This window comes from Micromonospora sp. NPDC050695 (assembly GCF_040654415.1).
GTDB lineage: Bacteria > Actinomycetota > Actinomycetes > Mycobacteriales > Micromonosporaceae > Micromonospora.
Map to the genome: position 1 here is coordinate 101309 of NZ_JBFAHZ010000012.1, position 26472 is coordinate 127780.

The 26472-nt window shown below is 71.3% G+C and carries 24 protein-coding genes; 7 read left to right on the forward strand and 17 right to left on the reverse strand.

Annotated features, from left to right (window positions below):
* Positions 1-64 precede the first annotated feature (64 nt).
* Both AB0H52_RS12275 and AB0H52_RS12280 read left to right on the forward strand, forming a co-directional pair.
* Positions 65-1900: a DEAD/DEAH box helicase gene (locus AB0H52_RS12275; protein ID WP_357946984.1), complete on the forward strand. Its 1836-nt coding sequence runs from the start codon at positions 65-67 to the stop codon at positions 1898-1900.
* 109 nt (positions 1901-2009) lie between these two features.
* Positions 2010-2630, forward strand: coding sequence for a putative glycolipid-binding domain-containing protein (locus tag AB0H52_RS12280; RefSeq protein WP_151489299.1), 621 nt, complete (start codon positions 2010-2012; stop codon positions 2628-2630).
* A 16-nt stretch (positions 2631-2646) separates the two neighbouring features.
* Here the strand turns inward: AB0H52_RS12280 and AB0H52_RS12285 are convergent, their stop codons facing one another.
* Genes AB0H52_RS12285 through AB0H52_RS12295 form a run of 3 tightly spaced genes read right to left on the reverse strand, consistent with a single transcriptional unit; the run spans position 2647 to position 5114 of the window.
* A complete protein-coding gene (locus AB0H52_RS12285; protein ID WP_151489298.1) occupies positions 2647-3738 on the reverse strand; it encodes a PLP-dependent cysteine synthase family protein in 1092 nt (363 codons plus the stop codon).
* A gap of 31 nt (positions 3739-3769) precedes the next feature.
* A complete protein-coding gene (locus AB0H52_RS12290) occupies positions 3770-4600 on the reverse strand; it encodes an SDR family oxidoreductase (protein WP_151489297.1) in 831 nt (276 codons plus the stop codon).
* 55 nt (positions 4601-4655) lie between these two features.
* Entirely contained in the window at positions 4656-5114 is a 459-nt protein-coding gene (locus AB0H52_RS12295; RefSeq protein ID WP_151489296.1) for an Lrp/AsnC family transcriptional regulator, read from the reverse strand.
* Between the two features lie 269 nt (positions 5115-5383).
* Here AB0H52_RS12295 and AB0H52_RS12300 point away from each other — a divergent pair, with 269 nt between their 5' ends.
* A complete protein-coding gene (locus tag AB0H52_RS12300) occupies positions 5384-5650 on the forward strand; it encodes a BldC family transcriptional regulator (RefSeq protein WP_007454516.1) in 267 nt (88 codons plus the stop codon).
* A gap of 100 nt (positions 5651-5750) precedes the next feature.
* On the opposite strand, the gene AB0H52_RS12305 is transcribed toward AB0H52_RS12300, so the two are convergent.
* Entirely contained in the window at positions 5751-6380 is a 630-nt protein-coding gene (locus tag AB0H52_RS12305) for a UbiX family flavin prenyltransferase (protein ID WP_151489295.1), read from the reverse strand.
* Positions 6381-6529: 149 nt separating this feature from the next.
* Between AB0H52_RS12305 and AB0H52_RS12310 the strand changes: the two genes are divergently transcribed.
* Positions 6530-7513, forward strand: coding sequence for a terpene synthase (locus tag AB0H52_RS12310; RefSeq protein ID WP_151489294.1), 984 nt, complete (start codon positions 6530-6532; stop codon positions 7511-7513).
* Here the strand turns inward: AB0H52_RS12310 and mqnP are convergent.
* Positions 7502-8476, reverse strand: coding sequence for a menaquinone biosynthesis prenyltransferase MqnP (gene mqnP, locus AB0H52_RS12315; protein ID WP_151489293.1), 975 nt, complete (start codon positions 8474-8476; stop codon positions 7502-7504). The two genes, AB0H52_RS12310 and mqnP, sit on opposite strands and share 12 nt — an antisense overlap.
* Positions 8476-9936, reverse strand: a complete 1461-nt coding sequence (locus AB0H52_RS12320; RefSeq protein WP_151489292.1) for a menaquinone biosynthesis decarboxylase — start codon at positions 9934-9936, stop codon at positions 8476-8478. The genes mqnP and AB0H52_RS12320 overlap by 1 nt, the downstream gene beginning before the upstream one ends.
* Positions 9937-10056: 120 nt before the next feature.
* On the opposite strand from AB0H52_RS12320, the gene AB0H52_RS12325 reads away from it, so the two are divergent.
* Positions 10057-10260, forward strand: a complete 204-nt coding sequence (locus AB0H52_RS12325; RefSeq protein ID WP_225854307.1) for a hypothetical protein — start codon at positions 10057-10059, stop codon at positions 10258-10260.
* Here the strand turns inward: AB0H52_RS12325 and AB0H52_RS12330 are convergent.
* The 7 genes from AB0H52_RS12330 to hemL form a co-directional block, all read right to left on the reverse strand.
* Positions 10245-11726, reverse strand: a complete 1482-nt coding sequence (locus AB0H52_RS12330; protein ID WP_151489290.1) for an ATP-binding protein — start codon at positions 11724-11726, stop codon at positions 10245-10247. The genes AB0H52_RS12325 and AB0H52_RS12330 overlap by 16 nt on opposite strands.
* A gap of 63 nt (positions 11727-11789) precedes the next feature.
* A complete protein-coding gene (gene ccsB, locus AB0H52_RS12335) occupies positions 11790-12767 on the reverse strand; it encodes a c-type cytochrome biogenesis protein CcsB (protein WP_151489289.1) in 978 nt (325 codons plus the stop codon).
* Complete coding sequence (locus tag AB0H52_RS12340; RefSeq protein WP_151489288.1) at positions 12767-14422, reverse strand: cytochrome c biogenesis protein ResB; 1656 nt, start codon at positions 14420-14422, stop codon at positions 12767-12769. Before AB0H52_RS12340 ends, ccsB begins: the two co-directional genes overlap by 1 nt.
* Positions 14422-15243 (reverse strand): cytochrome c biogenesis protein CcdA, encoded by an 822-nt coding sequence (locus tag AB0H52_RS12345; protein WP_357946933.1) that lies wholly within the window; start codon positions 15241-15243, stop codon positions 14422-14424. Before AB0H52_RS12345 ends, AB0H52_RS12340 begins: the two co-directional genes overlap by 1 nt.
* Positions 15243-15812 carry a TlpA disulfide reductase family protein gene (locus tag AB0H52_RS12350; RefSeq protein WP_357946936.1) on the reverse strand — a complete coding sequence of 190 codons (570 nt, stop codon included), beginning with the start codon at positions 15810-15812 and terminating at the stop codon, positions 15243-15245. The genes AB0H52_RS12345 and AB0H52_RS12350 overlap by 1 nt, the downstream gene beginning before the upstream one ends.
* Complete coding sequence (locus tag AB0H52_RS12355; RefSeq protein ID WP_151489285.1) at positions 15812-16459, reverse strand: histidine phosphatase family protein; 648 nt, start codon at positions 16457-16459, stop codon at positions 15812-15814. Before AB0H52_RS12355 ends, AB0H52_RS12350 begins: the two co-directional genes overlap by 1 nt.
* Before the next feature lie 6 nt (positions 16460-16465).
* The gene (hemL, locus tag AB0H52_RS12360; RefSeq protein ID WP_151489284.1) at positions 16466-17806 is read right to left on the reverse strand and encodes a glutamate-1-semialdehyde 2,1-aminomutase; all 1341 of its coding nucleotides are present in this window, start codon (positions 17804-17806) and stop codon (positions 16466-16468) included.
* Positions 17807-17972: 166 nt separating this feature from the next.
* Between hemL and AB0H52_RS12365 the strand changes: the two genes are divergently transcribed.
* Positions 17973-18308, forward strand: a complete 336-nt coding sequence (locus tag AB0H52_RS12365; protein WP_007454492.1) for an STAS domain-containing protein — start codon at positions 17973-17975, stop codon at positions 18306-18308.
* Between the two features lie 100 nt (positions 18309-18408).
* Here AB0H52_RS12365 and AB0H52_RS12370 read toward each other — a convergent pair whose 3' ends face one another.
* Positions 18409-20022 carry an ABC transporter permease gene (locus AB0H52_RS12370; protein ID WP_357946941.1) on the reverse strand — a complete coding sequence of 538 codons (1614 nt, stop codon included), beginning with the start codon at positions 20020-20022 and terminating at the stop codon, positions 18409-18411.
* Complete coding sequence (locus AB0H52_RS12375) at positions 20019-20915, reverse strand: ABC transporter ATP-binding protein (protein ID WP_151489282.1); 897 nt, start codon at positions 20913-20915, stop codon at positions 20019-20021. Before AB0H52_RS12375 ends, AB0H52_RS12370 begins: the two co-directional genes overlap by 4 nt.
* A gap of 91 nt (positions 20916-21006) precedes the next feature.
* Here AB0H52_RS12375 and AB0H52_RS12380 point away from each other — a divergent pair, with 91 nt between their 5' ends.
* On the forward strand, positions 21007-21504 hold the full coding sequence (locus tag AB0H52_RS12380) for a helix-turn-helix domain-containing protein (protein WP_151489281.1): 498 nt from the start codon (positions 21007-21009) through the stop codon (positions 21502-21504).
* Between the two features lie 9 nt (positions 21505-21513).
* Here the strand turns inward: AB0H52_RS12380 and AB0H52_RS12385 are convergent, their stop codons facing one another.
* The gene (locus AB0H52_RS12385) at positions 21514-22068 is read right to left on the reverse strand and encodes a response regulator (RefSeq protein ID WP_151489280.1); all 555 of its coding nucleotides are present in this window, start codon (positions 22066-22068) and stop codon (positions 21514-21516) included.
* Positions 22065-26432, reverse strand: coding sequence for a HAMP domain-containing protein (locus AB0H52_RS12390; RefSeq protein ID WP_151489279.1), 4368 nt, complete (start codon positions 26430-26432; stop codon positions 22065-22067). The genes AB0H52_RS12385 and AB0H52_RS12390 overlap by 4 nt, the downstream gene beginning before the upstream one ends.
* Between the last annotated feature and the right edge of the window lie 40 nt (positions 26433-26472).

A 26472-nucleotide genomic window follows, 5' to 3' on the forward strand; every position in this document is an offset into this window, starting at 1 on the left:
CACCTCTGCTGACTCCAGCATCGTTCCGTCCGTTTACGACACCACTGTCGAGACCTCCGACGCCATTCCGGCGCAGGCCGACGCCGCGCCGGCGGAGATCGACTTCGCCGCGCTCGGTCTGCCCGAGCCCCTGGTGCGCGCGTTGGCGCGGCAGGGCATCACCACCCCCTTCGAGATCCAGCGGGCCACCGTGCCCGACGCGCTCGCCGGCCGCGACGTGCTGGGCCGCGGGCAGACCGGGTCGGGCAAGACCCTCGCCTTCGGCCTGCCGTTGCTGGCCCGGGTCGCCGCCGGTAAGCCGGCCCGACCGATGCGGCCGCGCGCCCTGGTCCTGGTCCCGACCCGCGAGTTGGCCATGCAGGTCAACGACGCGCTGCTGCCGCTGGGCAAGTCGCTCAACGTGTTCCTGAAGACCGCCGTCGGCGGTGTTCCGTACGACCGTCAGATCGACGCGCTGCGCCGCGGCGTGGAGATCATCGTGGCGACCCCGGGCCGGCTCGGCGACCTCATCGAGCGGGGCATCTGCCAGCTCGACGACGTCGAGGTGACGGTGCTCGACGAGGCCGACCAGATGGCCGACATGGGCTTCCTGCCCGAAGTGACCGAGCTGCTGGCGAAGACGCCCGCGAACGGTCAGCGGCTGCTCTTCTCGGCCACCCTGGACGGTGACGTCGACGCGCTGGTCAAGCGGTTCATGAACGACCCGGTGACCCACTCCACCGCGCCGTCCACCGCCTCGGTGTCCACCATGGATCACCACATGCTGTTGATCCCGCCGCACGAGAAGTTCCCGGTGGCCGCCTCGATCGCCGCCCGGGACGGCCGGACCATGGTCTTCGCCCGCACCCAGCTGGGTGTGGACCGGCTGGTCGAGCAGCTCGCGGCGGTCGGCGTACGGGCCGGTGGCCTGCACGGCGGCAAGACCCAGCGGATGCGTACCAAGACCCTGGCCGAGTTCCGTGAGGGCCGGATGAACGTCCTGGTCGCCACGGACGTGGCCGCCCGGGGCATCCACGTCGACGGCGTCACCCTGGTGCTGCACGTCGACCCGCCGAAGGACCCCAAGGACTACCTGCACCGCGCCGGGCGCACCGCCCGGGCGGGCGAGTCGGGCGCGGTGGCCACGCTGGTGCTGCCCAAGCAGCGGCGGACCACCCTGGCGATGATGGAGAAGGCGGGCGTCGCGCCCGCCGAGACCCGGGTACGGCTCGGCGACCCCGCGTTGGCCGAGCTGATCGGCGCCCGCGAGCCGAGCGGCGTTCCGGTTCGGGTCGAGGCGGAGCCGCGCGGGTACGGCGACCGCTCCGGCGGCTCGCGTCGTTTCGACGACCGGTCCGGCGGCCCGCGCCGCTTCGGTGACCGGGACCGGCCGCAGGGCGAGCGCCGCTTCGGCGACCGGCCGCAGTTCGGTGACCGGGACGGCCGACCGACCGGCGAGCGCCGCTACGGCGACCGCCCGACCGGTGAGCGGCGCTTCGGCGACCGTCCGCAGGGCGAGCGGCGCTTCGGCGACCGCCCGACCGGGGACCGGCAGTATGGTGACCGGCCCAGCGGCGAGCGGCGCTTCGGCGACCGACCGCAGGGCGAACGCCGCTACGGCGACCGGCCGCAGTTCGGCGACCGGGACGGCCGACCGACCGGCGAGCGCCGCTACGGCGACCGCCCGACCGGGGACCGGACCTACGGTGACCGTCCGCAGGGCGAGCGGCGTTACGGCGACCGGCCGACCGGCGAGCGGCGCTTCGGCGACCGGCCGCAGGGTGAGCGGCGGCAGGGCGACCGGGACACCCGGGGTGGCTTCCGCTCCGAGGGCCGTGGCCGGGACGACCGGCCGCGCGACGACCGGCCGCGCGACGACCGGCGTGGTTTCGGCGGGCGTCCGCCGGCGCGTACCCACTGATCCTCTGATCGACCCCGAACGCCGTCGCGGAGCCCACGCTCCGCGGCGGCGTTCGCGCATGGCCCTGCCGAGGTCGACCCGGTCGCGTAACGTCCGCCTCATGCCGACCATGCCGAAGTCACTCTTCTGGTCCCGGACGGACACCGCGGGCAGCGAGCAGGCTCTGCTCGACGACGGCAACGGATTGGCGGCCCGGGGCACGCTGCTCGCCGTCGACCCGATCCCGTGGACGGCCCGCTACCAGCTGACCACCGCACCGGACTGGAGCACCACGCGGGTGGAGGTCGAGGCCGAGGGGTCGGGCTGGCTGCGCCGGGTGACGCTGGAACGGGCCACGGGCCGGTGGCGGGTGACCACCGCCGAGCAGGGCGATCTGGACGCGGCTCTCATCGCGGCCGGCCACCCTCGGGCCGGCCTGCCGGGCACCGACGACCCGGACCGGCTGGCCGACGCCCTCGACGTGGACCTGAGCGGGTCGCCGCTGTTCAACGCCCTGCCGTTCCACCGGCTCGGGATGGCCGCCCAGGCCGCCGACATGCCCCGCCGGATCACCGTCGCGTGGGTGCTGCTGCCCGGCCTGGAGGTGGTGGCGGCCGAGCAGATCTACACCGGGCTCGGGCCGGGCCGGGTGCGGTTCGCCAGCGGCACCTTCACCGCCGACATCGACGTGGACGCCGACGGGTACGTGGTGCGCTACCCGGGGCTGGCCGAGCGGATCGACCCGCGCTGAGGGCGCCCGCGGGGGTTCAGGTGGGCCACTCGCCGCTGGCCAGGAACCGCTCGACGGTGGCCAGGTGGGGTGCCAGGTCGAGGCCCTGTGCGGCCAGCCAGTCGTCGGCGTAGTAGGTGTCGGCGTACCGGTCGCCGGGGTCACAGATCAGGGTGACCACCGAGCCGGTCCGGCCCTCGGCGAGCATCCCGGCGATCAGGCCGAACGCGCCCCACAGGTTGGTGCCGGTGGAGCCGCCGACCCGACGGCCGAGCACCGCCGAGCCGGCCCGCATGGCGGCGAGCGACGCCGCGTCCGGCACCTGGACCATCCGGTCCACCACCGAGGGCAGGAACGACGCCTCCACGGTGGGACGGCCGATGCCCTCGATCCGGGAGCCCTTGCCGGTGCGGACCGACCAGTCGGCGGCGAGCCACGCCGGGTAGAACGCCGAGTTCTCCGGGTCCACCACGCAGAGTTTGGTGGGCAGCCGGCGGTAGCGGGCGTACCGGCCGATGGTCGCGCTGGTGCCGCCGGTGCCGGCGCCGACCACGATCCAGGCCGGGATGGGGTGCCGTTCCAGCTCCAACTGCGCGTAGATCGACTCGGCGATGTTGTTGTTGCCCCGCCAGTCGGTGGCCCGTTCGGCGTAGGTGAACTGGTCCATGAAGTGCCCGCCGGAGTCCTCGGCCAGCCAGCGGGCCTCGACGACAACGGTCGCCGGGTCGTCGACGAGGTGGCACCGGCCGCCCTGGAACTCGATCTGCGAGATCTTCTCCGGGGAGGTGGAGGCGGGCATGACGGCGATGAACGGCAGACCGAGCATCCGGGCGAAGTACGCCTCGGAGACGGCGGTGGAACCCGACGATGCCTCGACGATCGTGGTCCGCGGCCCGATCCAGCCGTTGCAGAGCCCGTAGAGGAACAGTGAACGGGCCAGCCGGTGCTTCAGCGAGCCGGTCGGGTGGGACGACTCGTCCTTGAGGTAGAGGTCGATCCCCCATGCCCGGGGCAGCGGGAACGGCAGCAGGTGGGTGTCGGCCGACCGGTTCGCGTCCGCCTCGACGGCGGCGATCGCGTCGGTCACCCAGGTCCGGCTGGCCTCGTCGCACCGGTCGAGATGAGTCACGCCGGAAACCTAGCAAGCAGGTCGGGGGTGGTCAGCTCCGGTCCGGTGGGGTGCTCCGGCGCAGTTGGCGGCGCTGCCCGGCCCGGCCGGCGGCCCGGACGAGCGGGGTCAGTGCGACGGCGAGTCGGGGCAGCGCGTCCAGCAGCCGGACCTGCGCCCCCCGCCAGCGGGGCAGGCTGACCACCGGGCGAGGCCGGCGGGCCAGCCGGACCGCGCGGGCGGCGACGCGCTGCGGGGTGAGCATCGAGCCGGTGAACGACGCCAGCGCCCCCGGGTCGTCCAGCCGGTCGTGCAGCATCGGGGTCCAGATGCCGTCCGGGCAGAGGCAGGAGACGTGCACCCGCCGGTACCCGGCCATCCGCAGGTCGGACAGGGTGCCGAGGCTGAACGCCAGCAGGGCGTGCTTGCTGGCCGCGTACACCGTCTCACCGGGCGCGGCGATCAGCCCGGCCAGTGACACGACGTTGAGCACGTGGCCGTGGCCCTGCTCGCGCATCAGCGCGAGCGCGGCCAGGGTGCCGTTCATCGCGCCGAACGTGTTGACGTCGAGCACCCTGCGGCGGGTCCGCCCGTCGTGGTCCCAGGCGGGGCCGGTGACCAGGATGCCGGCGTTGTTGACCCACAGGTCGAGGCCACCCCGGCTCGCCGCCGTCGCCGCGACCTCGGCGCAGGCGACCTCGTCCCGCACGTCCAGCGCGGCGGACCAACCGCCCAGCGGCGCCGCGGCGGCGGCCACCGCCACCGGGTCGAGGTCGGTGAGCAGCACCGACCAGCCGTCGGTGTGCAGCGCGGTGGCGATGGCGCGGCCCAGGCCGCCGGCGGCGCCGGTCACCACGGCCGTGCCACGTCGCGGCGGGGTCATCGGCGCACGCTACCGCCGGGTCGACGGGCGGCACCAGGGGTACGCGGCGCGGCGGTCAGGAAACCGGCGGGCCGACCGACTGGGGGCGGTTCTCCCACTTGGTGCTGAGCGCGATGGCGGTGCGGGTGGAGGCCACCCCGGGTGTCCGGTTGAGCCGCACGATCAGCTGCTCCAGCTCGGCGATCGTGCCGACCCGGGCCTTGAGCAGGAACGACTCCACGCCGGCCATGAAGTAGCAGGATTCGATCTCGGGCAGCACCCGCAGCGATTCGAGCATGTCGTCGGAGTCCGCCCCGGAGTCCTCGACGATGCCGATCAACGCGGTGACGCCCAGCCCGATCGCCTCCGGCTCCACCTCCGCGTGGTAGCCACGGACCACGCCGCTGCTCTCCAGCTTGCCGACCCGCTCGTGGACCGCGGGGGCGGAGAGACCAACCTGCCGGGCCAGTTCGGCGTACGAGAGGCGGGCGTTGCCGCGCAGCAGGTCGACGAGGCTCAGGTCGATGGCGTCCACGGAGAGTGACCTTAACCGGTTGGGCGTAACGCGATCCCTTCGGTATCCGTTGCACACAGCAGTGAGTAACTGTTCACAAACTGACGGTCCAGGTAGGGGTTGCGCCAGTACCATTTACTAACTTCCCACTCAGTGCGTTTTTCGCGTTTGGCGGACAGGCCAGGTCCCTGGTGCTGTAATTGCCATACGTCCCTCATGACGGCTCTGGGCTCGCACCAGCCGGGGGCAGTGTGTTCAGCCAGGGGCTTCGTCGACGCGAGGAGGGGGCTGTGGACACTGGAGATCGCCTGCTGACACCGGGTGAGGTCGCCGCGCTGTTTCGGGTGGACCCGAAGACTGTGACGAGATGGGCGGCGGCCGGCCGGATAGGAAGCATCCGGACTCCAGGCGGGCATCGCCGGTTTCGGGAATCCGAGGTGCGAGCCCTGCTTGAGGGGGAGGGCATGCTGGACGAGGTGGACGAGGTCGGAAAACCACGCAATGTGGGACCGGCCGCCTCCACCGGGCCGGGTCCGGCCAACGCCGGCATGTACTGAACTGGTGCGGACAACGTCAGGCGGACCGGACACCAGTCCGGTCCGCGTCCCGCTGGGCCGATCCGGCGGGCAGCCCGGCCGAGCGGGCTGAGCCGACGGCTCAGCTGCGGGCCGCGCCGAGCTGGCCGGACCACCGTCGGAACAGGGTGTGCGGGACGCCGAGCGCGTCCAGCACCTTGCCGGCGACGAAGTCGACCAACTGCTGGGCGCTGGCCGCCGCGCCGGCTCCGTAGAAGCCGGGGCTGGCGGGCAGCACGATCGCACCCGCGTCGTGCAGGCCGATCAGGTGCTCCAGGTGGCTGCGGGTCACCGGGGTCTCCCGGGGGACCATGACCACCGGGCGGCGTTCCTTGAGGTTGACCTCGGCGGCACGCTGCAACAGATCCTTGGAGAGCCCGATCGCGATGCCCGCGCAGGCGGCCGTGCTCGCCGGCACCACGGCCATTCCGCGTACCCGGTAGGAGCCGCTGCTCGGCCCGGCCGCCAGGTCGCCGGCCGGCCAGTGCCGCACGTCCGCGCCCGTCAGGTCCCGACCGAGCCAGGCGGCGAGGTCCTCGGCCCAGTGGGCGTCACGGAACGGCCGACCCGTCTCGTCGAGCACGGTGAGCCGCGCCGCCCGGGACACGATGAGGTCCACCGACTCGCCGGCGTCGAGCAGTCCGCCGATGACGGCCGCCGCGTACGGCGTGCCGGAGGCCCCGGAGACACCGACCACCCATGGTTCCCGCATGCCTCCAGCCTGCCTGGTCGTGCCGGCGCGCTGGTGGGCACCCCCGGGCCGGCCGGTCCGACATGTCCGGCGGGCGTGTGGGCGTCCCGTCGACCTGACATGCTGCCGGTGGCGATTCGCACCGGGAGCAGTTCGTACAGGAGGCATCGGTGACGACCGGCGAAGTCCTCTGGACGTTGCGCGCCGAGTGCCCTGTTCCGGCCCGGCTGTCGCCGTACGCCGACCAGGTCCAGGAGTGGCTGCTCGACCTGCTGCCCGGGTTGGGTCTGGCACTGGACGACGCCGCGCTGCACCGGCTGGCGCGGGGGGCCTTCGCCCGGTACGCCGGACGGCTCTACCCGGATGCGACCGAGGCCGACCTGCGGACGCTCACCGCACTGTTCACCTGGTTCTTCCTGGTCGACGACGCCTGCGACGGGCCGGGCCGGCTCGCGCCGGAGCAGATCCGGGCGTTGCGCAACGGCACGTTGGCGCTGCTGCACGACGGTCCCCGGCTGCGGCAGGCCGGTCTGAGCGGTCCGCTGCGGCGGCTGCTGGTGCTGGCCTGGCGGGAGCCACGCCGCCGGATGCCGGCCCGCTGGCGGCTGCGCTTCGCCGACGCGGTGGCGCGGCATCTCGACGGCACCTGGCAGGAGGCGGTCAACAAGGAGGTCGGCCGCCGCCCGGGGGTTACCGAGTACGTCGAGCTGCGTCGGGCGACCTCGGCGGCGGAGGTGTCGTACCCGCTTGTGGAGTTCGTGACCGGACGGCCACTGCCCGACCCGGTCTACCACCATCCGCTGCTGCGCGAGATCGCCCGCACCGGCAACGACCTGCTCTCCTGGTACAACGACCTGGCCTCACTGGATCGGGACCGGGTCACCGCCGGCGGGCACAACCTGGTCCTCGCCATGCAGGGCGAGTGGGGTGTGCCCACGGCGGCGGCGGTCGACCGGGCGGCCGAACGCTGGCGGGAGTCGATGCACCACTTCGTCGCGCTGCGGGACGCGGTGCCGTCGTTCGGCCCGGCGTTGGACGAGGCGGTCACCGACCATCTCGACGGGGTGGCGTACGCGGTCCGCGGCACCATCGACTGGACGTTGGAGAGCGCCCGCTACCCGACCAGCGCGGGGCAGCCGGTCTCAGGGGCGTAGGTCGAGGCGGATCACCAGGTCCAGCAGGGCGAACACGAACAGCACGATGCCGACGAAGCCGTTGGCGGTGAAGAACGCCCGGTTGACCTTGCTCAGGTCGGTCGGCGTGACCACCAGGTGCTGGTAGGCGAACGCGACGGCGGTCAGCGCCAGCCCGATCCACCAGAGCCAGCCGAAGCCGACCAGCGCGCCGAACCAGATGAACAGCGCGAACGTCACCACGTGCGCGACGGTGGAGGCGTGCAGCGCGAAGCGCCGGCCGTAGCGGGCGGGCACGCTGTGCACGCCGATCTCCCGGTCGATCTCGGAGTCCTGGCAGGCGTAGATCAGGTCGAAGCCGCCGATCCACAGGCCGACCGCCGCGCCGAGCAGCCAGGCCGGCCAGGAGCCGTCCAGGGTGCCGGTGACGGCCAGCCAGGCGCCGACCGGGCCGACCGCCTGGGCGATCGCGAGGATGGCGTGCGGCCAGTTGGTGAACCGCTTGCCGTACGGGTAGACCACCAGCGGCACCACGGCGAGCGGCGCCAACACCAGGCAGAGCGGGTTGAGCAGGGCGGCGGCGACGAGGAACACGACAAGCGCGACGGCCGCGCCGGTCCAGGCCGTCCGCACGCTCACCGCCCCGGTGACCAGTTCCCGGCCGGCGGTACGCGGGTTCCGCGCGTCGATCCGCCGGTCGAGGATCCGGTTGGCGGCCATCGCGAACGTCCGCGCACCGACCATAGCCACGGTGATCAGCAGCAGGTCGAGCCACCGTACGTGCCCGCCGGAGACCCGCATGGCGGTCAGCGCCGACAGGTACGCGAACGGCAACGCGAAGACGGAGTGCTCGATGGTGACGAGGTCCAGGAAGGCCCGCACCCTCCCCCGCGATCGTGCAGTTTCGGTCGCGCCAGAAGGGGAGGAAGGGGACGAATCAGCAACCGGAGGTGCAAGATCGCGAGGGTTGTCGGTGGTGGCCATCAGATTCCGTACTCCTTCCAGCGCTTGTCGACGAGGGCAGCCACTTCCGGACTCATGGTCATCTCCTCGGGCCAGCCGCGGGTGTATCCCTCGGTGGGCAGTTTGCGGGTCGCGTCGACGCCCACCTTGCCGCCCCAGAACTGCTGGTACGACGAGTGGTCGAGGTGGTCCACCGGCCCCTCGGTGAGCAGCAGGTCGCGGGCGTAGTCGACGTTGCCGAAGGCGCGGAAGGCGACCTCGTTGTAGTCGTGCACGTCGCAGTCCTCGTCGACGATCACGATCAGCTTGGTCAGCGACATGAGGTGCGCGCCCCAGATCGCGTTCATCACCTTCTGCGCGTGCTTCGGGTAGCGCTTGCGGATCGACACGATCGCGCAGTTGTGGAAGACGCCGGCGGCCGGCAGGTCGTAGTCGACGATGTCCGGGATCAGCAGCTTGAGCAGCGGCTGGAAGATCCGCTCGGTGGCCTTGCCGAGGCCGTGGTCCTCCTGCGGCGGCTTCGAGGTGACGATCGAGTGGTAGACCGGCTTGCGCTGCATGGTCATCGCCTCGATGTGCAGCACCGGGAACGGCTCGACCGGCGTGTAGAAGCCGGTGTGGTCACCGAACGGCCCCTCGGGCAGCCGCTCGCCGGGCTCCAGGTAGCCCTCCAGCACGATCTGCGCGTGCGCCGGCACCTGCAACGGCACGGTGAGGCAGTCGACCATCTCCACCCGTTCGCCGCGCAGGAACCCGGCGAACAGGTACTCGTCGATGTCGCCGGGCAGTGGCGCGCTGGCCGCGTACGAGACGACCGGGTCGCAGCCGATCGCGACCGCGACCGGCAGGCGCTGCCCGAGCCGCTCGGCGACCGCGTGGTGTGCCGTCGAGTCCTTGTGGATCTGCCAGTGCATGCCGAGGGTGTTGCGGCCGTGCTGCTGGAGCCGGTACAGGCCCAGATTGCGCTTGCCGGTCTCCGGGTGCTTGGTGTGGGTCAGCCCGTAGTTGTGGAAGATCCCGCCGTCGCCGGGCCACACCTGCAACCCCGGCAGCCGGTTCAGGTCGACGTCGTCGCCCCGGTAGACCACCTCCTGGCAGGGCGCGGTCTTGACCTTGCGCGGCGGCACCGACTTGAGCTGCATGACCTTGCCGAGGCCCTCCCGGATGCCGGACCAGCCGACCGGCAGCTCGGGCTTGACCAGCGCGCCGATCCGGGCACCGATCTCGTCCAGCGACTCCACGCCGAGCGCCATCGCCATCCGCTTCTCGGTGCCGAACAGGTTGATCGCCACCGGCATCTCACCCCGCGTGGGGTGCTCGAAGAGCAGCGCCGGCCCGCCGGCTCGCACCGTCCGGGTGACCACCTCGCTGATCTCCAGGGTGGGGTCGACCGGGACGTCGACCCGCCGCAGCTCCCCCGCACGCTCCAGCGCCGCGAGGAAGTCCTTGAGATCGGTGTACGGGAAGCCACGAGCCGCCATGCCGCCAGTCTCCCGCACCGGGTGCCGCCCGACCCAAGCCGGGTGGTGTGACGCCCGCGATGGCCCGAAGGCCAACGGCGGGTCGGTGGGTGCGGGCCGATCGACGGCGACCCGGACGGGTTGTCGCCCCTACAGGTCGAGCTTCGCGACGCCATCGCCCGCGAGCTGCACGCCCAACTGGCGTTACGCGGCGAGCGGGTCGAGCTGGCCGACCTGCCGGAGGTGTCGTACCAGATCACGCTGCGCGTGGACGAGACCCTGCGCGGCAACCGCAGCCGTCGACATCCTCCCGTGCGGCCCGGACGCCGTCAATCGCCGGAATAGAGCCGCGACGGGTCGACGAGGACGACATCGGGACGCTGACCGGCCGCCCGCCGAAGCTCGTCGGTGAACCCCGCCCCGCTCGCGAGCAGCAACCGGGCGTCCCGCACGTCCAGACCGGGACGCGCGGCGAGCAGGTCTCGTGCCCGTCCCAGTCGATCCAACTCGGGCTGCCCCAGCGTGCGACCCCACTTGACCTCGCCGATGGCGAGCAGCGGCCGAGGGCCGTCGCCGAACGGCGGCTCGCCGAACGCCACCAGGTCGAGTTCCAGACTGGTACGGGTGGAGGGATCGGTGAGGACGGCCGCGCTGGCCTCCGCGACGCCACCGCCGAATGTCTCCGGCGCGGCGAAGCGCAGGGCCCACTGTCGGACGATCTCCTCGAACGCCGGCCCCAGCACCCCGCTTGAGTACCGGCGGTTGGAACGCCTCCAGACGTCCGGACCACGCCGCTGCTCCAAAGCCGTCCAGGAGGGACGCATGATCGCCTGGTAGAAGGTGATCAGGGGTTCGGCGATGCGGTAACGGCTACGCCCGCTGCGAAGCGGATCGGGCTCGCGGATGAGGAGACCGGCGTCCTCAAGGACGGTGAGCGGGTGCTGGAGGTCGGTGGCCTTTCGCCCGATGTACCCGGCGATACCCCCTCGGGTGCCGTTGCCTTCGGCGACCGCGGACAGCACGGAGTGGTAAAGCGCGGTGTCCCGCAGGTCGGGATCCTCGGCGAGCAGGTAGCGGGCCTCGCGGAACAACGGACGGGCCGGATTCAGCACCGCGCGCACGACCCAGTCGTCGAAGTCGTCTGGCCCGTCGGGTACATCGTCCTGGACGTATTCTCGCCGGTAGGCCGGCGTGCCCCCGACGATGGCGAACACGCGGGCAGCGAGTGAAGGATCATCGATCCCCCAGAACGTCGCGGCGGCCCGATAGTCCAGCGGCGGCACAGGCAGTTCCAGCCCAGCCCGTCCGCGCAGCGGGGCCGAACCGGCAAGCAGGCCGCCCATGAACGACAGTGCCGAACCGCACAACAGCAGGCGCGTACGAGATTCGGTGCGCTCGACCCGGCCCGGCGTGAGGGCGTGCTGAATGATCGACGGGAGGTCCCGGCTGGATCGGGCAAGGTAGGGGAACTCGTCGATCACCACGGTGACTGGCCGGCGCTGGCCCAGTGCGAGCAGCGCGTCGACCGCACCCGACCAGTCTTCCAGGCGAAGCGGACCAGGGGCGTCGGTGTACCGGCCGAGAGCCTCTCCGAGTCGACGCAGCGACTCTGCCGGCGTCGCCTCGGTAGCCCCGAAGTAGAAACCGTCGGTGGCACGGGTCAGCTCGTACAACAGCAGAGTCTTGCCCTGCCGGCGACGGCCGCTGACCACGCCCAGCGTCGCACCGGGCCGGTCGTCCGTGGCAAACCGGACCAGCTCCGCCCATTCGACGTCACGGTCAAAGATTTCCGCTGGCTTGGAGAGCTTCACTGCCACATCCCACAGAATGTAGAACTACGATTCTTAGAAGTGTAGTTCTACATTCTGTGGGGATTAGTCCAACCCGCCGTACGAGTGCAGGCCGGTGAAGAAGATGTTCACGCCGAACAGGTTCATCAGCATGGTGAGGAAGCCGAGCACCGCGATCCAGGTGGCCACGTTGCGCTTGACGCTGGGCGTGGCGCGAGCGTGCAGGTAGCCGGCGTACACCACCCAGGAGATGAACGCCCAGGTCTCCTTCGGGTCCCAGCCCCACGGCCGACCCCAGGCCGCCTCGGCCCAGATCGCACCGGCGATCACCGCGAACGTGAAGATCGGGAACGCGAAGGCGTGCAGCGCGAAGGTGAGCCGCTCCAGGCCGACCGCGCCGGGCAGCCGCTTGGCCAGGGTGTACGGGAAGCTCCGCTTGCCCTGCTCGTACCCGTTGCGCATCAGGAAGCCGACCGCCGGCACCACGCCGAGCAGGAAGATGCCGGACGCGAAGACGATGGTCGAGACGTGGATGACGAACCAGTACGAGTTCAGCGCCGGCACCAGCGGCACGATCGGCACGTACAGCACCAGCTCGGCGGTGGCGACCAGCAGCACCATCACCAGGGTGAGGAACAGCCCGAGCTTGCGCAGCAACGGCCGCTTCCAGAGCACCACCAGCCAGGCGGCGACCCCGATGAACGTCACCGTGAGCACGAACTCGTACATGTTGCCCCACGGCATCCGGTCGGCGGCCAGACCCCGCGTGACCAGCGCCGCGAGGTGCAGCACGGCGGCCAGCGCGGTGGCCCCCACCGCGACCAGGCCGGCGATCCGGGCACGACGTGCCGCGCCGTCGGCCGTCGGCGGGACCGGCGCGGGCGGCTCCGGGATGACGCCGCCGCCACCGCCAACCCCCGCCCCCACCAGCTCGCGGGCGGGCGACGCCACGGCGACCCGGGTACGCGCGTTGCCCAGCGCGTACTCGACGGCGTGACTGATCATCGCGATCAGGTACGTCAGGATCGCGAAGGTCACCAGATTGTCGGAGAGCGCGGACATCACTCGGTCCCTTCTCGCACACCGGCCCGGTCGCTGGAGTCAGCGTCGGTGTCGGCCCGCTCGGCAGCCCCGTCGGCACCGCTCACAGCGGTGACGAGCTGGGCGAACTCGTCGGCGAACCCTGGATAGTCGGTACGCGGCAACCCACCGACCTCCATCAAGCTACTACCGCTTGTCGGAGATTCGTGCGTCGGGTCGGCCGATGTCACCCGGAACCACACCCGGCGGCGCTTGCCGAACAGCGAGCCCATCAGCCCGACCAGCAGGACACCGCAGCTCACCAGCAGCATCGTCGAGCCGGGATCGTGCCGGACGGAGAGCGTGACGTACCGCTCGGTGCCCAGGAACTCGACGGTCGTGCCATCGTCCAGCGTCCAGGTCTCGCCCTTGCGGAGCAGCTTGGTGCCGACCTCCTTGACCTTGCCGGCGCGCACCTGCCGCTGGTCGAGCTGGTAGACCGAGCCGGGGATGCCGGCGTCCAGGCCGAGGTTGCCCCGGTACGCGACGAGGTTCAGCGTCGGGTTGCGCTCGGTCGGGTACTCCGAGCGGACGAACGGGGCCTTCTGCGGCGCGGTCGGCAGGTAGATGCCGGTGAAGGCCACCTGCTGATCCGGTGCGCGCTGACCGGTCGCCGGGTCGACGTTCGCGTCCGGGAAGGCGGCCAGACCCTCGCTGGTCAGGCCCATGTCGCCGGTCGTCAGGAACGGTGTGGTGCTGGTCTGACTGCGACCGAACCGGTCGGTGTAGCGGATCACCGGGGCGTACCCCTGGCCGAGCAGGTAGACGCTCGCGTCGGCGAGACGCAGCGGCGAGTTCACCGAGAAGTCCGCCCTGCGGGTCGGCTCGTCGGGGCCGTCGACGGTCACCGTGGCGTTGAAGAACTCCGGCTGACCGGACGGCAGGAACCGGGCCTGGAAGTCGTCCAGCCGCAGGCAGAAACGGGGCAGCTCGGCGCTGTCCACCCGAGGGCCGAGCTTCGCCTCGGCGTACTGCTGGCGGGTGTTGCAGAACGCGTTGTCCGCGCCCGCCACGAGCAGGCGGTTGCCGCTCCAGCCGTACCAGGAGCCGAGCGCCACGCCGAGCAGCACCGCGATCAGCGAGGTGTGGAACAGCAGGTTGCCGGTCTCCTTGAGGTAGCCCTTCTCGGCGGAGACCTCGTCGCCGCGTACCTCGACGCGCCAGCGCCGCTTGCGCAGCACCTGGGCGATGGCCGCCGTGCCACCGGCCGGAGCGGGCAGCACGGTGTGCTGCGGCAACCGCGCCATCCGCTTCGGTGCGGCCGGCGGCCGGGACCGCAGCGCTCGGACGTGGTCGCGCAGCCGGGGCAGGATGCAGCCGATCAGGGACGTGAACAGCAGCAGGTAGATCGCGGAGAACCAGACCGAGCCGAAGACCTCGAACGCGCCGATCCGGTCCAGTCGGGGTGCCCAGTCCGGGTGGTCGACGAAGTACTGGTTGACCTTCTCCGGGCTGATCCCGCGCTGCGGCAGCACCGAGCCGGGGATGGCGGCGATCGCGAGCAGGAAGAGCAGGATCAGCGCCGTACGCATGCTGGTCAGCTGCCGCCACGAGTTGCGCAGCAGGGCCAGCAGCCGGTTGGGACGGCGCCCGGGCGCCGGTGCAACGGTCTCCGGCCGGTCGTCGACGACCGTCATCAGATGCTCACCTCGCCCACCCCGACGGTGGTCTGCAACCAGATCACGAAGTTCTGCCATCCGCCGGTGATCAGCGCCAGGCCGATCACGATGAGCAGGGCGCCGCCGACCCGGGTGACCCAGCGGCTGTTGCGCCGGATGGCGCGGAAGACCCCGAGCAGGCGCTGGAAGCCCAGCCCGAAGACGATGAACGGTATCCCCAGCCCGAGGCAGTACGCCACGGCGAGCACCACGGCACGGTCACTCTGGCCGCTGGTGGCCGCCATGCCCATCACCGCGCCGAGCGTGGGGCCGGTGCAGGGCACCCAGCTGAGTGCGAAGACCGCACCGAAGATCGGTGCGCCGAGCAGCCCCGCCGACGGCAGCCGGGAGATCCGGAACTCGCGTTGCAGCGCCGGGATCATCCCGAGGTAGCCCAGACCGAGCACGATGATCAGGGCGCCGACGACGATCTCCAGCTGCCGCTCGTACTCGAAGAAGACCCGGCCGATGCCGGCGAACAGGATCGCGGTGGCGACGAAGACGACGGTGAAGCCGGCGATGAAGAGCAGCGTCCCGGCCAGCACCCGGCCCTTGACGGCCGCCGTCGCGGCCCGCTCGCGGACGGCGACTCCCCCGCCGCCCTCGGCGGGCGCGGGATCGGCCGCCGGCCGACGGCCCTCCAGGTCGGCGCCGGCCAGACCGGTGACGTACGAGAGGTAGCCGGGCACCAGCGGCAGTACGCACGGGGAGAGGAAGCTGAGCAGGCCGGCGAGCGCCGCGGCGCCGATGGCGAGCAGCAGTGGCCCGCTCAGGGCCAGCTCCCGGAAGGTCTCGCCCATCAGTTCGACGCCGGCTTCTCGGCGGCGACCCGCTCGACGATCGGTTGCAGACCCTCCTGCTTGACCGCCGCGCGGATGACCGCGGCGACCCGACCATCCCGGTCGAGCACCACGGTCGCCGGCACGGTGTTCGGCGGGATGTCCAGGTCGAGCGCGAGCCGGCTGGACGGGTCGAAGAGGCTCGGGTAGGTGACCCGGCCCTCCTCGAACGCCTTGGCCTTGTCCCGCGAATCCTGCACGTTGATGCCGAGGAACGTCACCCCGGTGGCCTTGGTGGCCTGGTAGGTGGCCTCCAGGTCGTCCGCCTCGGCACGGCACGGCGCACACCAGGAGCCCCAGAAGTTGACCACCACCACCTGGCCGCGGGCCTGGTCGACGTCGTAGCTGCCGCCGGTGAGCAGCTCACCGGTGAGCTTCGGGGGTGCCGAACGCTGGTCCGGCGCACACTCGATGACCCCGTCGGTGGTGGTCGTGCAGGTCTTCTCCTGACCCTTCGACGACGTACAGCCGACCAGTGCCACCGCGGCGACGGTGGCGAGCAGACCGGCGGTCCACCTGCGGGCGTTCATCAGGCCCCCTTGGCCGTCCGGGCTGTCGCGGAGAGGGCGATCAGGTGGGCGGCCGGCTCGCTGTAGCCGATGCCCACCACCTTCGCGCCGTCGAAGTGGAAGGAGGTGAGGCTCGCCAGGCCGCACTGCCGCTTGCGCGGGTCGTGCCAGAGCCGCTTGCGCTCGACGTAGCGGCGCAGCGTCCAGATCGGCAGCTGGTGCGACACGAGCACCGCCTCGCGGCCCTCGGCGGCGACCCGGGCGGCGTGCACGGCGGCGAACATCCGCTCGGCGATGACCCGGTACGCCTCACCCCAGGACGGCGTCACCGGGTCGCGCAGCACCCACCAGTTGCGCGGGTCACGGAACGACCCGTCACCCGGGGAGACCTTCTTGCCCTCGAACCAGTTGGCGCTCTCGATCAGCCGCTCGTCGACACCGACCGGCAGCCCGAACTGGGCGGCGATCGGCTCGGCGGTCTGCTGGGCGCGTTCCAGCGGGCTCGCCACCACGTGCACGACCTCCCGCTCGGCGAGGCCCTGCGCGGCGGCCTTGGCCATCTGCACGCCCAGCTCGGACAGGCGGAAACCGGGCAGCCGGCCGTAGAGGATCTGGTTGGGGTTGTACACCTCGCCGTGCCGGAGCACGTGGACCACCGTCTTGCTCACCGCTCGCTACCCCCCGTGACCAGCCGCTGCCGCCGCCGCGTTCGCCGCTGTCGGCAGCGCGGCGGCGATGTGCTCCAGAGCGGCGTCGTCGATCGCCGCCGACACGAACCACGACTCGAACGCGCTCGGCGGCAGGTAGACGCCGGCGGCGAGCATCGCGTGGAAGAACGCCTTGAACGCCGGCACCTGCTGGGTGCGGGCACTGTCGTAGTCCACGACGTCGGCGTCAGTGAAGAAGATCGAGAACATGCTGCCCGCGTACGACAGGCGGTGCGGCACCCCGGCGGTGGCCAGCGCGTCCGACGCCAGCTTGCCCACGACGGCGGCCGTCTCGTCGAGGCGGCGGTACAGCGCGTCGTCGGCGAGCCGCAGCGTGGTCAGGCCGGCAGCGCAGGCGAGCGGGTTACCGGAGAGCGTGCCGGCCTGGTAGACCGGGCCGGCCGGGGCGAGCCGCGCCATGATCTCCGCGCGCCCGCCGAACGCCGCGGCGGGCAGGCCACCACCCATGACCTTGCCGTACGTCCACAGGTCGGCGTCGGAGGCGTCGAGGCCGTGCCATCCGGCGCGGGAGACCCGGAACCCGGTCATCACCTCGTCCACCACGAGCAGTGCGCCGTGCGCGTGCGCGATCCGGGCGAGCTGCTGGTTGAAGCCGTCGCGGGGGGCGACCACTCCCATGTTGCCGGCGGCGGCCTCGGTGATCACCGCGGCGATGTGCGGGCCCTCGGCGGCGAATGCCTCCTCGACGGCCCGGATGTCGTTGTAGGGGAGAACGATCGTCTCGCTGGCCGCCGCGCCGGTCACACCGGGCGAGTCGGGCAGGCCCAGGGTGGCCACGCCGGACCCGGCGGAGGCGAGCAGCGCGTCGACGTGACCGTGGTAGCAACCGGCGAACTTGACGATCTTGGAGCGGCCGGTGAAGCCGCGGGCCAGCCGGATCGCCGACATGGTCGCCTCGGTGCCGGAGTTGACCAGGCGGACCTGCTCCACCGGGGTCCGGTCGACGATCTCGGCGGCCAGCTCCACCTCACCGGGGGTGGGGGTGCCGAAGCTGGTACCCCGGGCGGCGGCGGCCTGCACGGCGTCCACCACCTCGGGGTGGGCGTGCCCGAGGATCAGCGGACCCCACGAGCAGACCAGGTCGACGTAGCGGCGGCCGTCGGCGTCGAACAGCCACGGACCCTCGCCACGGACCATGAAACGTGGGGTGCCGCCGACCGCCTGGAAGGCGCGCACGGGGGAGTTCACCCCGCCCGGCACGATGGCGCGGGCGCGGTCGAACAGGGCCTCGGAGGCCGGCGCGTCGGCCGGGTAACGGCCAGATCCGGCGGAAACGATGTCGGTCACGATGGGGCCATTGTGTCAGCGCCGGACGGCCAACCAGCAGCCACCCCGGGCCGGGGTTACCGGGCTCACCCACCATCGGCGCTCGTCGGAGGCTGCCGACACCGGGGTCGGGAGTGGCTCGCGGCCTCGACAGGCCGGGCCGGCTGGATCGCGCTAGGCTGACCGGGTGGATCGTGCCGAACTGTCCATCACGCTACACCGGACGGGCGACGAAGCAGTGCTGCGCCTGGCCGGTGAGATCGACATGCTCACGGCCGCCCAGCTCTCCACGGTCGTCAACGAGGTGCTGGCCGACCCGCCGCCGCGCATCGTGCTCGACCTCGGTGGCGTCACCTTCTGCGACTCGCAGGGCCTGGGCACGCTGGTCGTCCTCAGCCGCAAGGCCAGCCACGCGCAGAGCCTGCTGATGCTCACCCACGTGGGCGATTTCCTGATCCGTGTCCTGGACATCACCGGCCTGCGCAGCGCCCTGATGATCCGCAACGACCAGCCCACCGGCTGACCCCACCCGGGCCACCGCCCCCTCGCCTTCCTTGATTGATCATGAGGTTGACGGGTCGTCGGGGCAGCGGATCGCCCGCCAACCTCATGATCAACGCGGGTCAGGGGGTGGGAACGTCTCGGGACTGGAAGGTTCTCAGGGCCAGGGTTAGCAGGGCTGCCGCGATCACCGTCAGGGCTGCCAGGGGCGTGGCCGTCCAGTTGTCGCCCAGGACCTGCGGGGTGTGGGTGAACGGGGAGACGTCAAGCGCCCACTGGCTCAGCTTCAGCACCGCGCCGAGCTGACCGAGCAGCAGGCAGCCGGCGAGGACCGCCCAGGCCACCGACGACAACCGGGGCAGCCAGCCCACCAGCAGCGCCGCGAGCCCGGCGAGCACCCAGGCCGCCGGCACCTGCGCCAAACCCACGCCGAGCAGCCGGGGCACCTCGCCGCCGACGTCGCCGACGCTGAGGCCGTACGCCAGCCCGGTCGCGAGCCCCGTTACGGCCAGCACCAGCACGGGACCGAGCAGCGCGAAGACCAGGTGCGCCGCCAACCAGCGGGTCCGGCTCACCGCCGTGGCGAGCAGCGGTTCGGCCCGCCCGGCGGTCTCCTCGGCCCGCGCGCGCAGCGCGGCCTGGATGCCGTACCCGGCGGCGGCCAGCGCGGTCAGGCTCAACGTGCTCCCGAGGTACGCCTCGGCCAGGGTCGATGAGCCGCCCAGGCGGGCCAGGATCTCGGCAACCTGCTCGTTGCCCTCCACCGCGTCGCCGGCCGCGTCGGCCGCGCCGCCCAGCACCAGGCCGAGCAGCCCGAAGCCGACGGTCCAGCCGAGCAACTGACCCCGGTGCAGCCGCCACGCCAGTCCGAACGGGCCGGTCAACAGCGCGCCCGCGGAGGCCGGGCCGAGCCGGGGCGGGAACACCCCGGCGCCGAGGTCACGGCGCACCGAGACGGGGTACGCGACGAGCGCGAGCACCGCGCTGAACAGCACCGGAAGCAGCAGCACCCACCAGCGTTCGCCGGCGAAGGCCCGACCCCGGGCCGCCCAGCCCAGCGGTGACAGCCAGCTCAGCCACTCCGCGCTCCCGCCGGTGCCACCGGAACCCCCGGCGTCACCGCCCAGCCGCAGCGCGAACGCCAACCCGAGCACGCCCAGGCCGATCCCGCGCGCCCCGCCGGCACTCTCGGTGAGCTGCGCGGCCAGCCCGCCGACCGTGGCGAACACGATGCCGGTCAGCGCCATCCCGGCGCCGAAGAGCAGCGAGCCGGTGCCGGGCAGGCCCGCGGCGACGAGGCCGCCGGCGGTGAGCAGGCCGAGCAGCACGTTCGCGGCGTACGTGACGAGCAGCGCCGCGGTCAGACCGGCGTACCGGCCCAGCACGGTCGCGCCGAGCAGCTCCCGCCGGCCGGCCTCCTCCTCGGTACGGGTGTGCCGCACCACCATCAGCACGCTGACCAGCGCGGCTATCACCGCGAGCAGGCCGGCCCGCTGGACGGTGAGCGCGCCGATGCTGTCGCCGTACACCGGGCCGAGCAGGGCGACGATCGACGGGTTGCTCGCCGTCCCGGCCAGGTAGGCGGCCCGCTCGGCGGCGGTCGGGTAGAGGCCGGTGTACGCGCTGGCGTAGCTGGCCGGCAGCACCGCGAGCAGCAGGATCCAGATCGGCAGCACGACCCGGTCCCGGCGCATGATCAACCGCACCAGGTGCCGGGTGCCGGTGAAGGAGGTCATGACCGCACCTGCTCGGCCTGGTAGTGCCGCAGGAACAGCTCCTCCAAGGTCGGAGGCTGACTGACCAGACTCCGTACGCCGATCTCGGTGAGCTGACGCAGCGCGGCGTCCAGCGCGGCGTTCTCCACGTCGAAGCGCACCCGGTGCCCGTCCACCCGCAGGTCGTGTACGCCGGCGAGCTGACCCAGCCCGTCCACCGGGCCGATCAGCTCCGCCTCGATCGAGGTGCGGCGCAGGTGGCGCAGCTCGGACAGGGTGCCGGTCTCCACGTCCCGCCCGTTGCGGATGATCGTCACCCGGTCGCAGAGCGCCTCCACCTCGGCCAGGATGTGACTGGAGAGCAGCACGGTACGGCCGTCGGTCCTGGCCCGGCGGACCCAGTGCTGGAAGACCTCCTCCATGAGCGGGTCCAGGCCGGAGGTCGGCTCGTCCAGGATGAGCAGTTCGGCGTCGGAGGCGAGGGCCGCCACCAGGCCGACCTTCTGCCGGTTGCCCTTGGAGTACGCCCGGCCCTTCTTGCGGGGATCCAGCTCGAAGGAGTCGAGCAGCTCCGCGCGGCGGGTCGGGTCGAGGCCGCCGCGCATCCGCCCGAGCAGGTCGATGACCTCGCCGCCGGACAGGTTGGGCCAGAGCGTCACGTCACCCGGCACGTACGCCAGCCGGCGGTGCAGGGCCACCGCGTCGCGCCACGGGTCACCGCCGAGCAGGCGGACCGTTCCCGCGTCCGCCCGCAGCAGGCCGAGCAGCGCCCGGATGGTCGTCGACTTGCCGGCCCCGTTCGGGCCGAGGAAGCCGTGCACCTCACCGGCGTGGACGGTCAGATCCAGGCCGTCGAGCGCCCGGGTCCGGCCGAAGGTCTTGACCAGGCCGGACACCGAAATCGGAGTTTCCATACTTCGGAAGCTACACTCGTTTCACAAAGTTGTGAAGACTGTGAGAGTCGGGGCACCATCGGTGCCCACGACACGCGTAGAAGGGACCACCATGGCAGCCGTCGACGGCCACGACCCGGTGCACCTCTTCGTCGAACGGATGGCGTTGACGTTCGCCGAGGTCGGCTTCCCCCGGATGGCCGCCCGGGTGCTGTTCACCGTGATGAGCGCCGACGACCCGCTCACCGCCGCCGAGATCGGCGAACGACTCGGGGTGAGCGCGGCGGCGGTCAGCGGCGCGGTGCGCTACCTCACCCAGTTCGGCATGCTGATCCGCGAGCCAGTCCCCCGCTCCCGCCGCGACCGTTACCGAATGCCGGAGAACCCCTGGTACGAGGGGACCATCACCAAGACCGCGATCTACAAGACGTTCATCGACGCGGCCAGCGCCGGGGTGGATGCCCTCAACGGCCCGCAGACACCGGCCGGTGAACGGGTCGCCGAGATGCGCGACTTCTTCATCTTCGTTCAGGAAGAGATCGACTCGCTGGCTGAGCGCTGGCGGATCCGCCGGGCCGAGACTGGACACCTGCGCCCCAGCGAGGTCTGAGCAGCCCGGTCAGGCGCTGTTGCCCCAACGGGCCTGCTCCAACAGCTCCACCGCACGGTCCCGCGCCTCCCGGTCGTCGGAGCGGAGCAGGGTGGTGGCCTCGTCCACCGCGTCGGTGAGCCGCCGCCACTGCGCCTCCCGCTCCCGCACCAGGTCCGACTGGGCGGCCAACTGCCGGGTCTTCACCCACAGCTCGACGAAGACCGACACCTTGGCCCGCAGCACCCACGGGTCGAACGGCTTCGTCAGGTAGTCCACCGCGCCCACCTGGTAGCCCCGCAGGGCGAGCTGGGCGTCCCGGTCGGCGGCGGTGAGGAAGATGATCGGCACGTGCCGGGTCCGCTCCCGACGCTTGATGTGGCTCGCCGTCTCGAACCCGTCCATGTCCGGCATCTGCGCGTCCAACAGGATCACCGCGAAGTCGTCCACCAGCAGCTGCTTGAGGGCCGCCTCGCCGCTCTCCACCGCCACCGACTGGACCGGCAGGCCCTGGAGGATCGCCTCCAGGGCCATCAGGTTCTCCCGGCGGTCGTCCACGAGCAGCGCCTTGGCCATCTGGGTCACGAAGTCTCCTCGGTCCGGCTGCCGCTGATCCACGACGACATCAACTCGATCAGGTCGTCCAGGTCGACCGGCTTGGTGATGTAGTCGCTGCCCCCGGCCGCGAGCGCCGACTCGCGGTCACCCGGCATCGCCTTCGCGGTCAGGAAGACGACCGGCAGGTCCGCGAAGCGGTGGTTACGGCGGATCTGGCGGGTGGTCTCGTACCCGTCCTGGTCCGGCATCATGGCGTCCATCAGCACGATGTCCACCTCCGGATGCTCGGCCAGCAGGCGGACACCGTCCGCCCCGTTGTCCGAGTACAGCACGGTCATCCCGTGCAGCTCCAATGCGCTGGTCAGGGCGAAGACGTTACGCACGTCGTCGTCCACGATCAGCACGGTCGCCCCGTCCAACTGGCGGGTGGCCGGCGCCTCGGGTCGCTCCGGCAACAACTCCAGCGGCGGCATCAGCAGCGACGACGGCAGGCCGGCGCGCTGCGGAGACGGTGACTGAGGCGCGACCACGGCGTCCGGGGCCAACACCTGCGGCACGAAGAGGGTGAAGGTCGAGCCCTGACCGGGCACCGACGAGACGGTGATGGTGCCGCCGATCAGTCGGGCCAGATCGCGGCTGATCGACAGCCCCAGGCCGGTGCCGCCATAGCGGCGACTGGTCGTGCCGTCGGCCTGCTGGAACGCCTCGAAAATGATCGACAACTTGTCGTCGGAGATGCCGATCCCGGTGTCGATCACGGTGAACGCGATCACCTGCTGAGCGTTCGTCAGCGCCGGGACGTCGAAGACCACGTTCTCCGCCGCCGGGGCGATCCGCAGTGTCACCGCACCGTTGTCGGTGAACTTCACCGCGTTGGAGAGCAGGTTGCGCAGGATCTGCTGCAACCGCTGCGCGTCGGTCACCAACGCCGGCGGCAGATCCTTGCTCACCCGTACCTGGAAGTCCAGGTTCTTCTCCTCGGCCTGCGGCGCGAACGCCTGCTCGACGAAGCCGCGCAGCTCGGAGAAGCGGATCTCGGTCGGCTCGACGTCCATCCGACCCGCCTCGATCTTGGACAGGTCGAGGATGTCGTCGATCAGACGCAGCAGGTCGGAGCCGGACCCGTGGATGGTCCGCGCGAACTCGATCTGCTTCGGGCTGAGGTTCTGCTCCGAGTTCTCGGCCAGCAGACGGGCCAGCAACAGCAACGAGTTCAGCGGGGTACGCAGCTCGTGGCTCATGTTGGCCAGGAACTCCGACTTGTAGGCCGACGCCCGGGTCAACTGCTGAGCCTTCTCCTCCAGGCCCAGCCGCGCCAGCTCGATCTCCCGGTTCTTCGTCTCGATGTTGCCCTTCTGCTCGGACAGCAGAGTGGCCTTCTCCTCCAGCTCGGCGTTGGTGCGCTGCAACTCCGCCGACTGCTCCTGCATCTCGTGTGCCAGCCGCTGCGACTGGGCCAGCAGTTGCTCCGTACGCCGGTTGGCCTGGATGGTGTTGACCGCGATGCCGATGGTGAGCACCAGCCGCTCCAGGAACGACAGGTGCAGCTCGGAGAAGGCCGACACGCTTGCGAACTCGATCACCCCGAGCAGCTCACCCTCGAACAGCACGGGGAGCACCACCAGGTCGGACGGGGGTGTCTCGGCCAGACCGGACCGCAGGGTGAGCCGGCTGTTCGGTGAGGCGCTGACCCGGATCGTCCGGCGCGAGAGGGCGGTCTGCCCGACCAGCCCCTCACCCGGCCCGAAGGTGACGTCGTGCCCCCGCGCCACGTACCCGTACGAGGAGGTCAGCCGCAGCCGCATGCTGCCGTCGGTGTCGTCGGCGAGGAAGAAGGCGCCGAGCTGGGCGTCGACCAGCGGGGTCACCTCCGTCATGATCATGCGGCAGACCTCGCCCAGGTCCCGTTGGCCCTGCAACAGGCCACCGATACGGGCCAGGTTGGAGTCCAGCCAGCCCTGCTCGGCGTTCTTCTTGGTCGTCTCCCGGAGGGTGACGATCATCTGGTTGATGTTGTCCTTCAGCTCGGCGACCTCGCCCTGCGCCTTGACCGCGATCCGCTGGGTCAGGTCGCCGCGGGTCACCGACGTGGACACCTGGGCGATGGCCCGCAGCTGGGTGGTCAGCGTCGAGGCGAGCTGGTTGACGTTCTCGGTGAGGTCACGCCAGGTGCCGGACACACCCTTGACCTGCGCCTGACCGCCGAGCTTGCCCTCGATGCCGACCTCGCGGGCCACCCGGGTCACCTCGTCGGCGAACGACGACAACTGGTCGACCATCGTGTTGACCGTCGACTTGAGCTCCAGGATCTCGCCCTGCGCGTCCACGGTGATCTTCTGGCTGAGGTCACCCTTCGCCACCGCCGTCGTCACCGAGGCGATGTTGCGGACCTGGCTGGTCAGGTTGGACGCCATCGAGTTCACGTTGTCGGTCAGGTCTCGCCACGTACCGGAGACGCCCTTGACCTGCGCCTGACCGCCGAGCTTGCCCTCGGTGCCCACCTCGCGGGCCACCCGGGTCACCTCGTCGGCGAACGACGACAGCTGATCGACCATCGTGTTGACCGTCGACTTGAGCTCCAGGATCTCGCCCCGCGCGTCCACCGTGATCTTCTGGCTGAGGTCACCCTTCGCCACCGCCGTGGAGACCTGCGCGATGTTGCGGACCTGGGCGGTCAGGTTCGACGCCATCGAGTTCACGTTGTCGGTCAGATCCCGCCAGGTGCCGGCGACGCCGCGCACCTGGGCCTGACCGCCGAGCTTGCCCTCGGTGCCCACCTCACGGGCCACCCGGGTCACCTCGTCGGCGAACGACGACAACTGGTCCACCATCGTGTTGACCGTCGACTTCAGCTCCAGGATCTCGCCCCGCGCGTCCACCGTGATCTTCTGGCTGAGGTCACCCTTCGCCACCGCCGTCGTCACCGACGCGATGTTGCGGACCTGGCTGGTCAGGTTCGACGCCATCGAGTTCACGTTGTCGGTCAGGTCCCGCCACGTACCGGAAACGCCCTTGACCTGCGCCTGACCGCCCAGGTTGCCCTCGGTGCCCACCTCACGCGCGACCCGGGTCACCTCGTCGGCGAACGACGAGAGTTGGTCCACCATGGTGTTGACGGTGTTCTTCAGCTCCAGGATCTCGCCCTGTGCGTCCACTGTGATCTTCTGCGACAGGTCGCCCTTGGCCACCGCCGTGGAGACCTGGGAGATGTTGCGGACCTGGCTGGTCAGGTTGCCGGCCAACTGGTTGACGTTCTCGGTGAGGTCGCGCCAGGTGCCGGAAACGCCCCGCACCTGGGCCTGGCCGCCGAGCTTGCCCTCGATGCCCACCTCACGCGCCACCCGGGTCACCTCGTCGGCGAACGACGAGAGTTGGTCCACCATCGTGTTGACGGTGTCCTTCAGCTCCAGGATCTCGCCCTGCGCCGCCACCGTGATCTTCTGCGACAGGTCACCGCGCGCCACCGCCGTGGAGACCTGCGCGATGTTCCGCACCTGGGCGGTCAGGTTCGACGCCATCGAGTTGACGCTGTCGGTCAGGTCCTTCCAGGTGCCGGCCACGTTCGGCACCTCGGCCTGGCCGCCCAGCTTGCCCTCGGTGCCCACCTCGCGGGCCACCCGGGTCACCTGCTCGGCGAACAGCCGCAGCGTGTCCGTGAGGTAGTTCATCGTCGCGGCCAACTCGGCGACCTCACCGCGCGCGCCGACCGTGATCTTCTGCGACAGGTCGCCCTTGGCCACCGCCGTCGCCACCTGTGAGATCGACCGCACCTGGCCGGTCAGGTTCGACGCCATGGTGTTCACCGAGTCGGTGAGGTCCTTCCAGGTGCCGGCGACGCCCCGGACGTCGGCCTGGCCACCCAACTTGCCCTCGGTGCCCACCTCGCGGGCCACCCGGGTCACCTCGTTCGAGAACGACGACAACTGGTCGACCATCGTGTTCACGGTGCGCCCGATGCGCAGGTACTCACCGCGCAGCGGCCGACCGTCGATCTCCAGTGCCATGTGCTGGGACAGGTCGCCGTCCGCGACCGCCACGATCACCCGGGCGATCTCCGTGGTCGGCCGGCCCAGGTCGTCGATCAACGAGTTGATCGCCCGCTGCCCCTCCGCCCAGGAACCGTCCAGCCCTTCGTCGTCCAGGCGCTCGGTGAGCCGGCCGTCCCGGCCGACGATCCGGCTGATCCGCCGCAGGTCCAGGTACTGCCGTTCCTGGAGCGAGACCACCTCGTTGAAGGCGTCCGCCACCTCACCGGCCGTACCGGCGCGGCGGGGTAGCCGGACCTTCAGGTCGCCGCGACGGACCCGTCGCAGCGCCTCGGTCAACTCACCGAGGAGCGCCTCGTGGTCGGACGCGGACGGATCCGCCACCGACTGCTTCGCCGTGGTCATCATTCCTCGCTCAACTCGGGGGCGCCGGTCCGTGCGGACA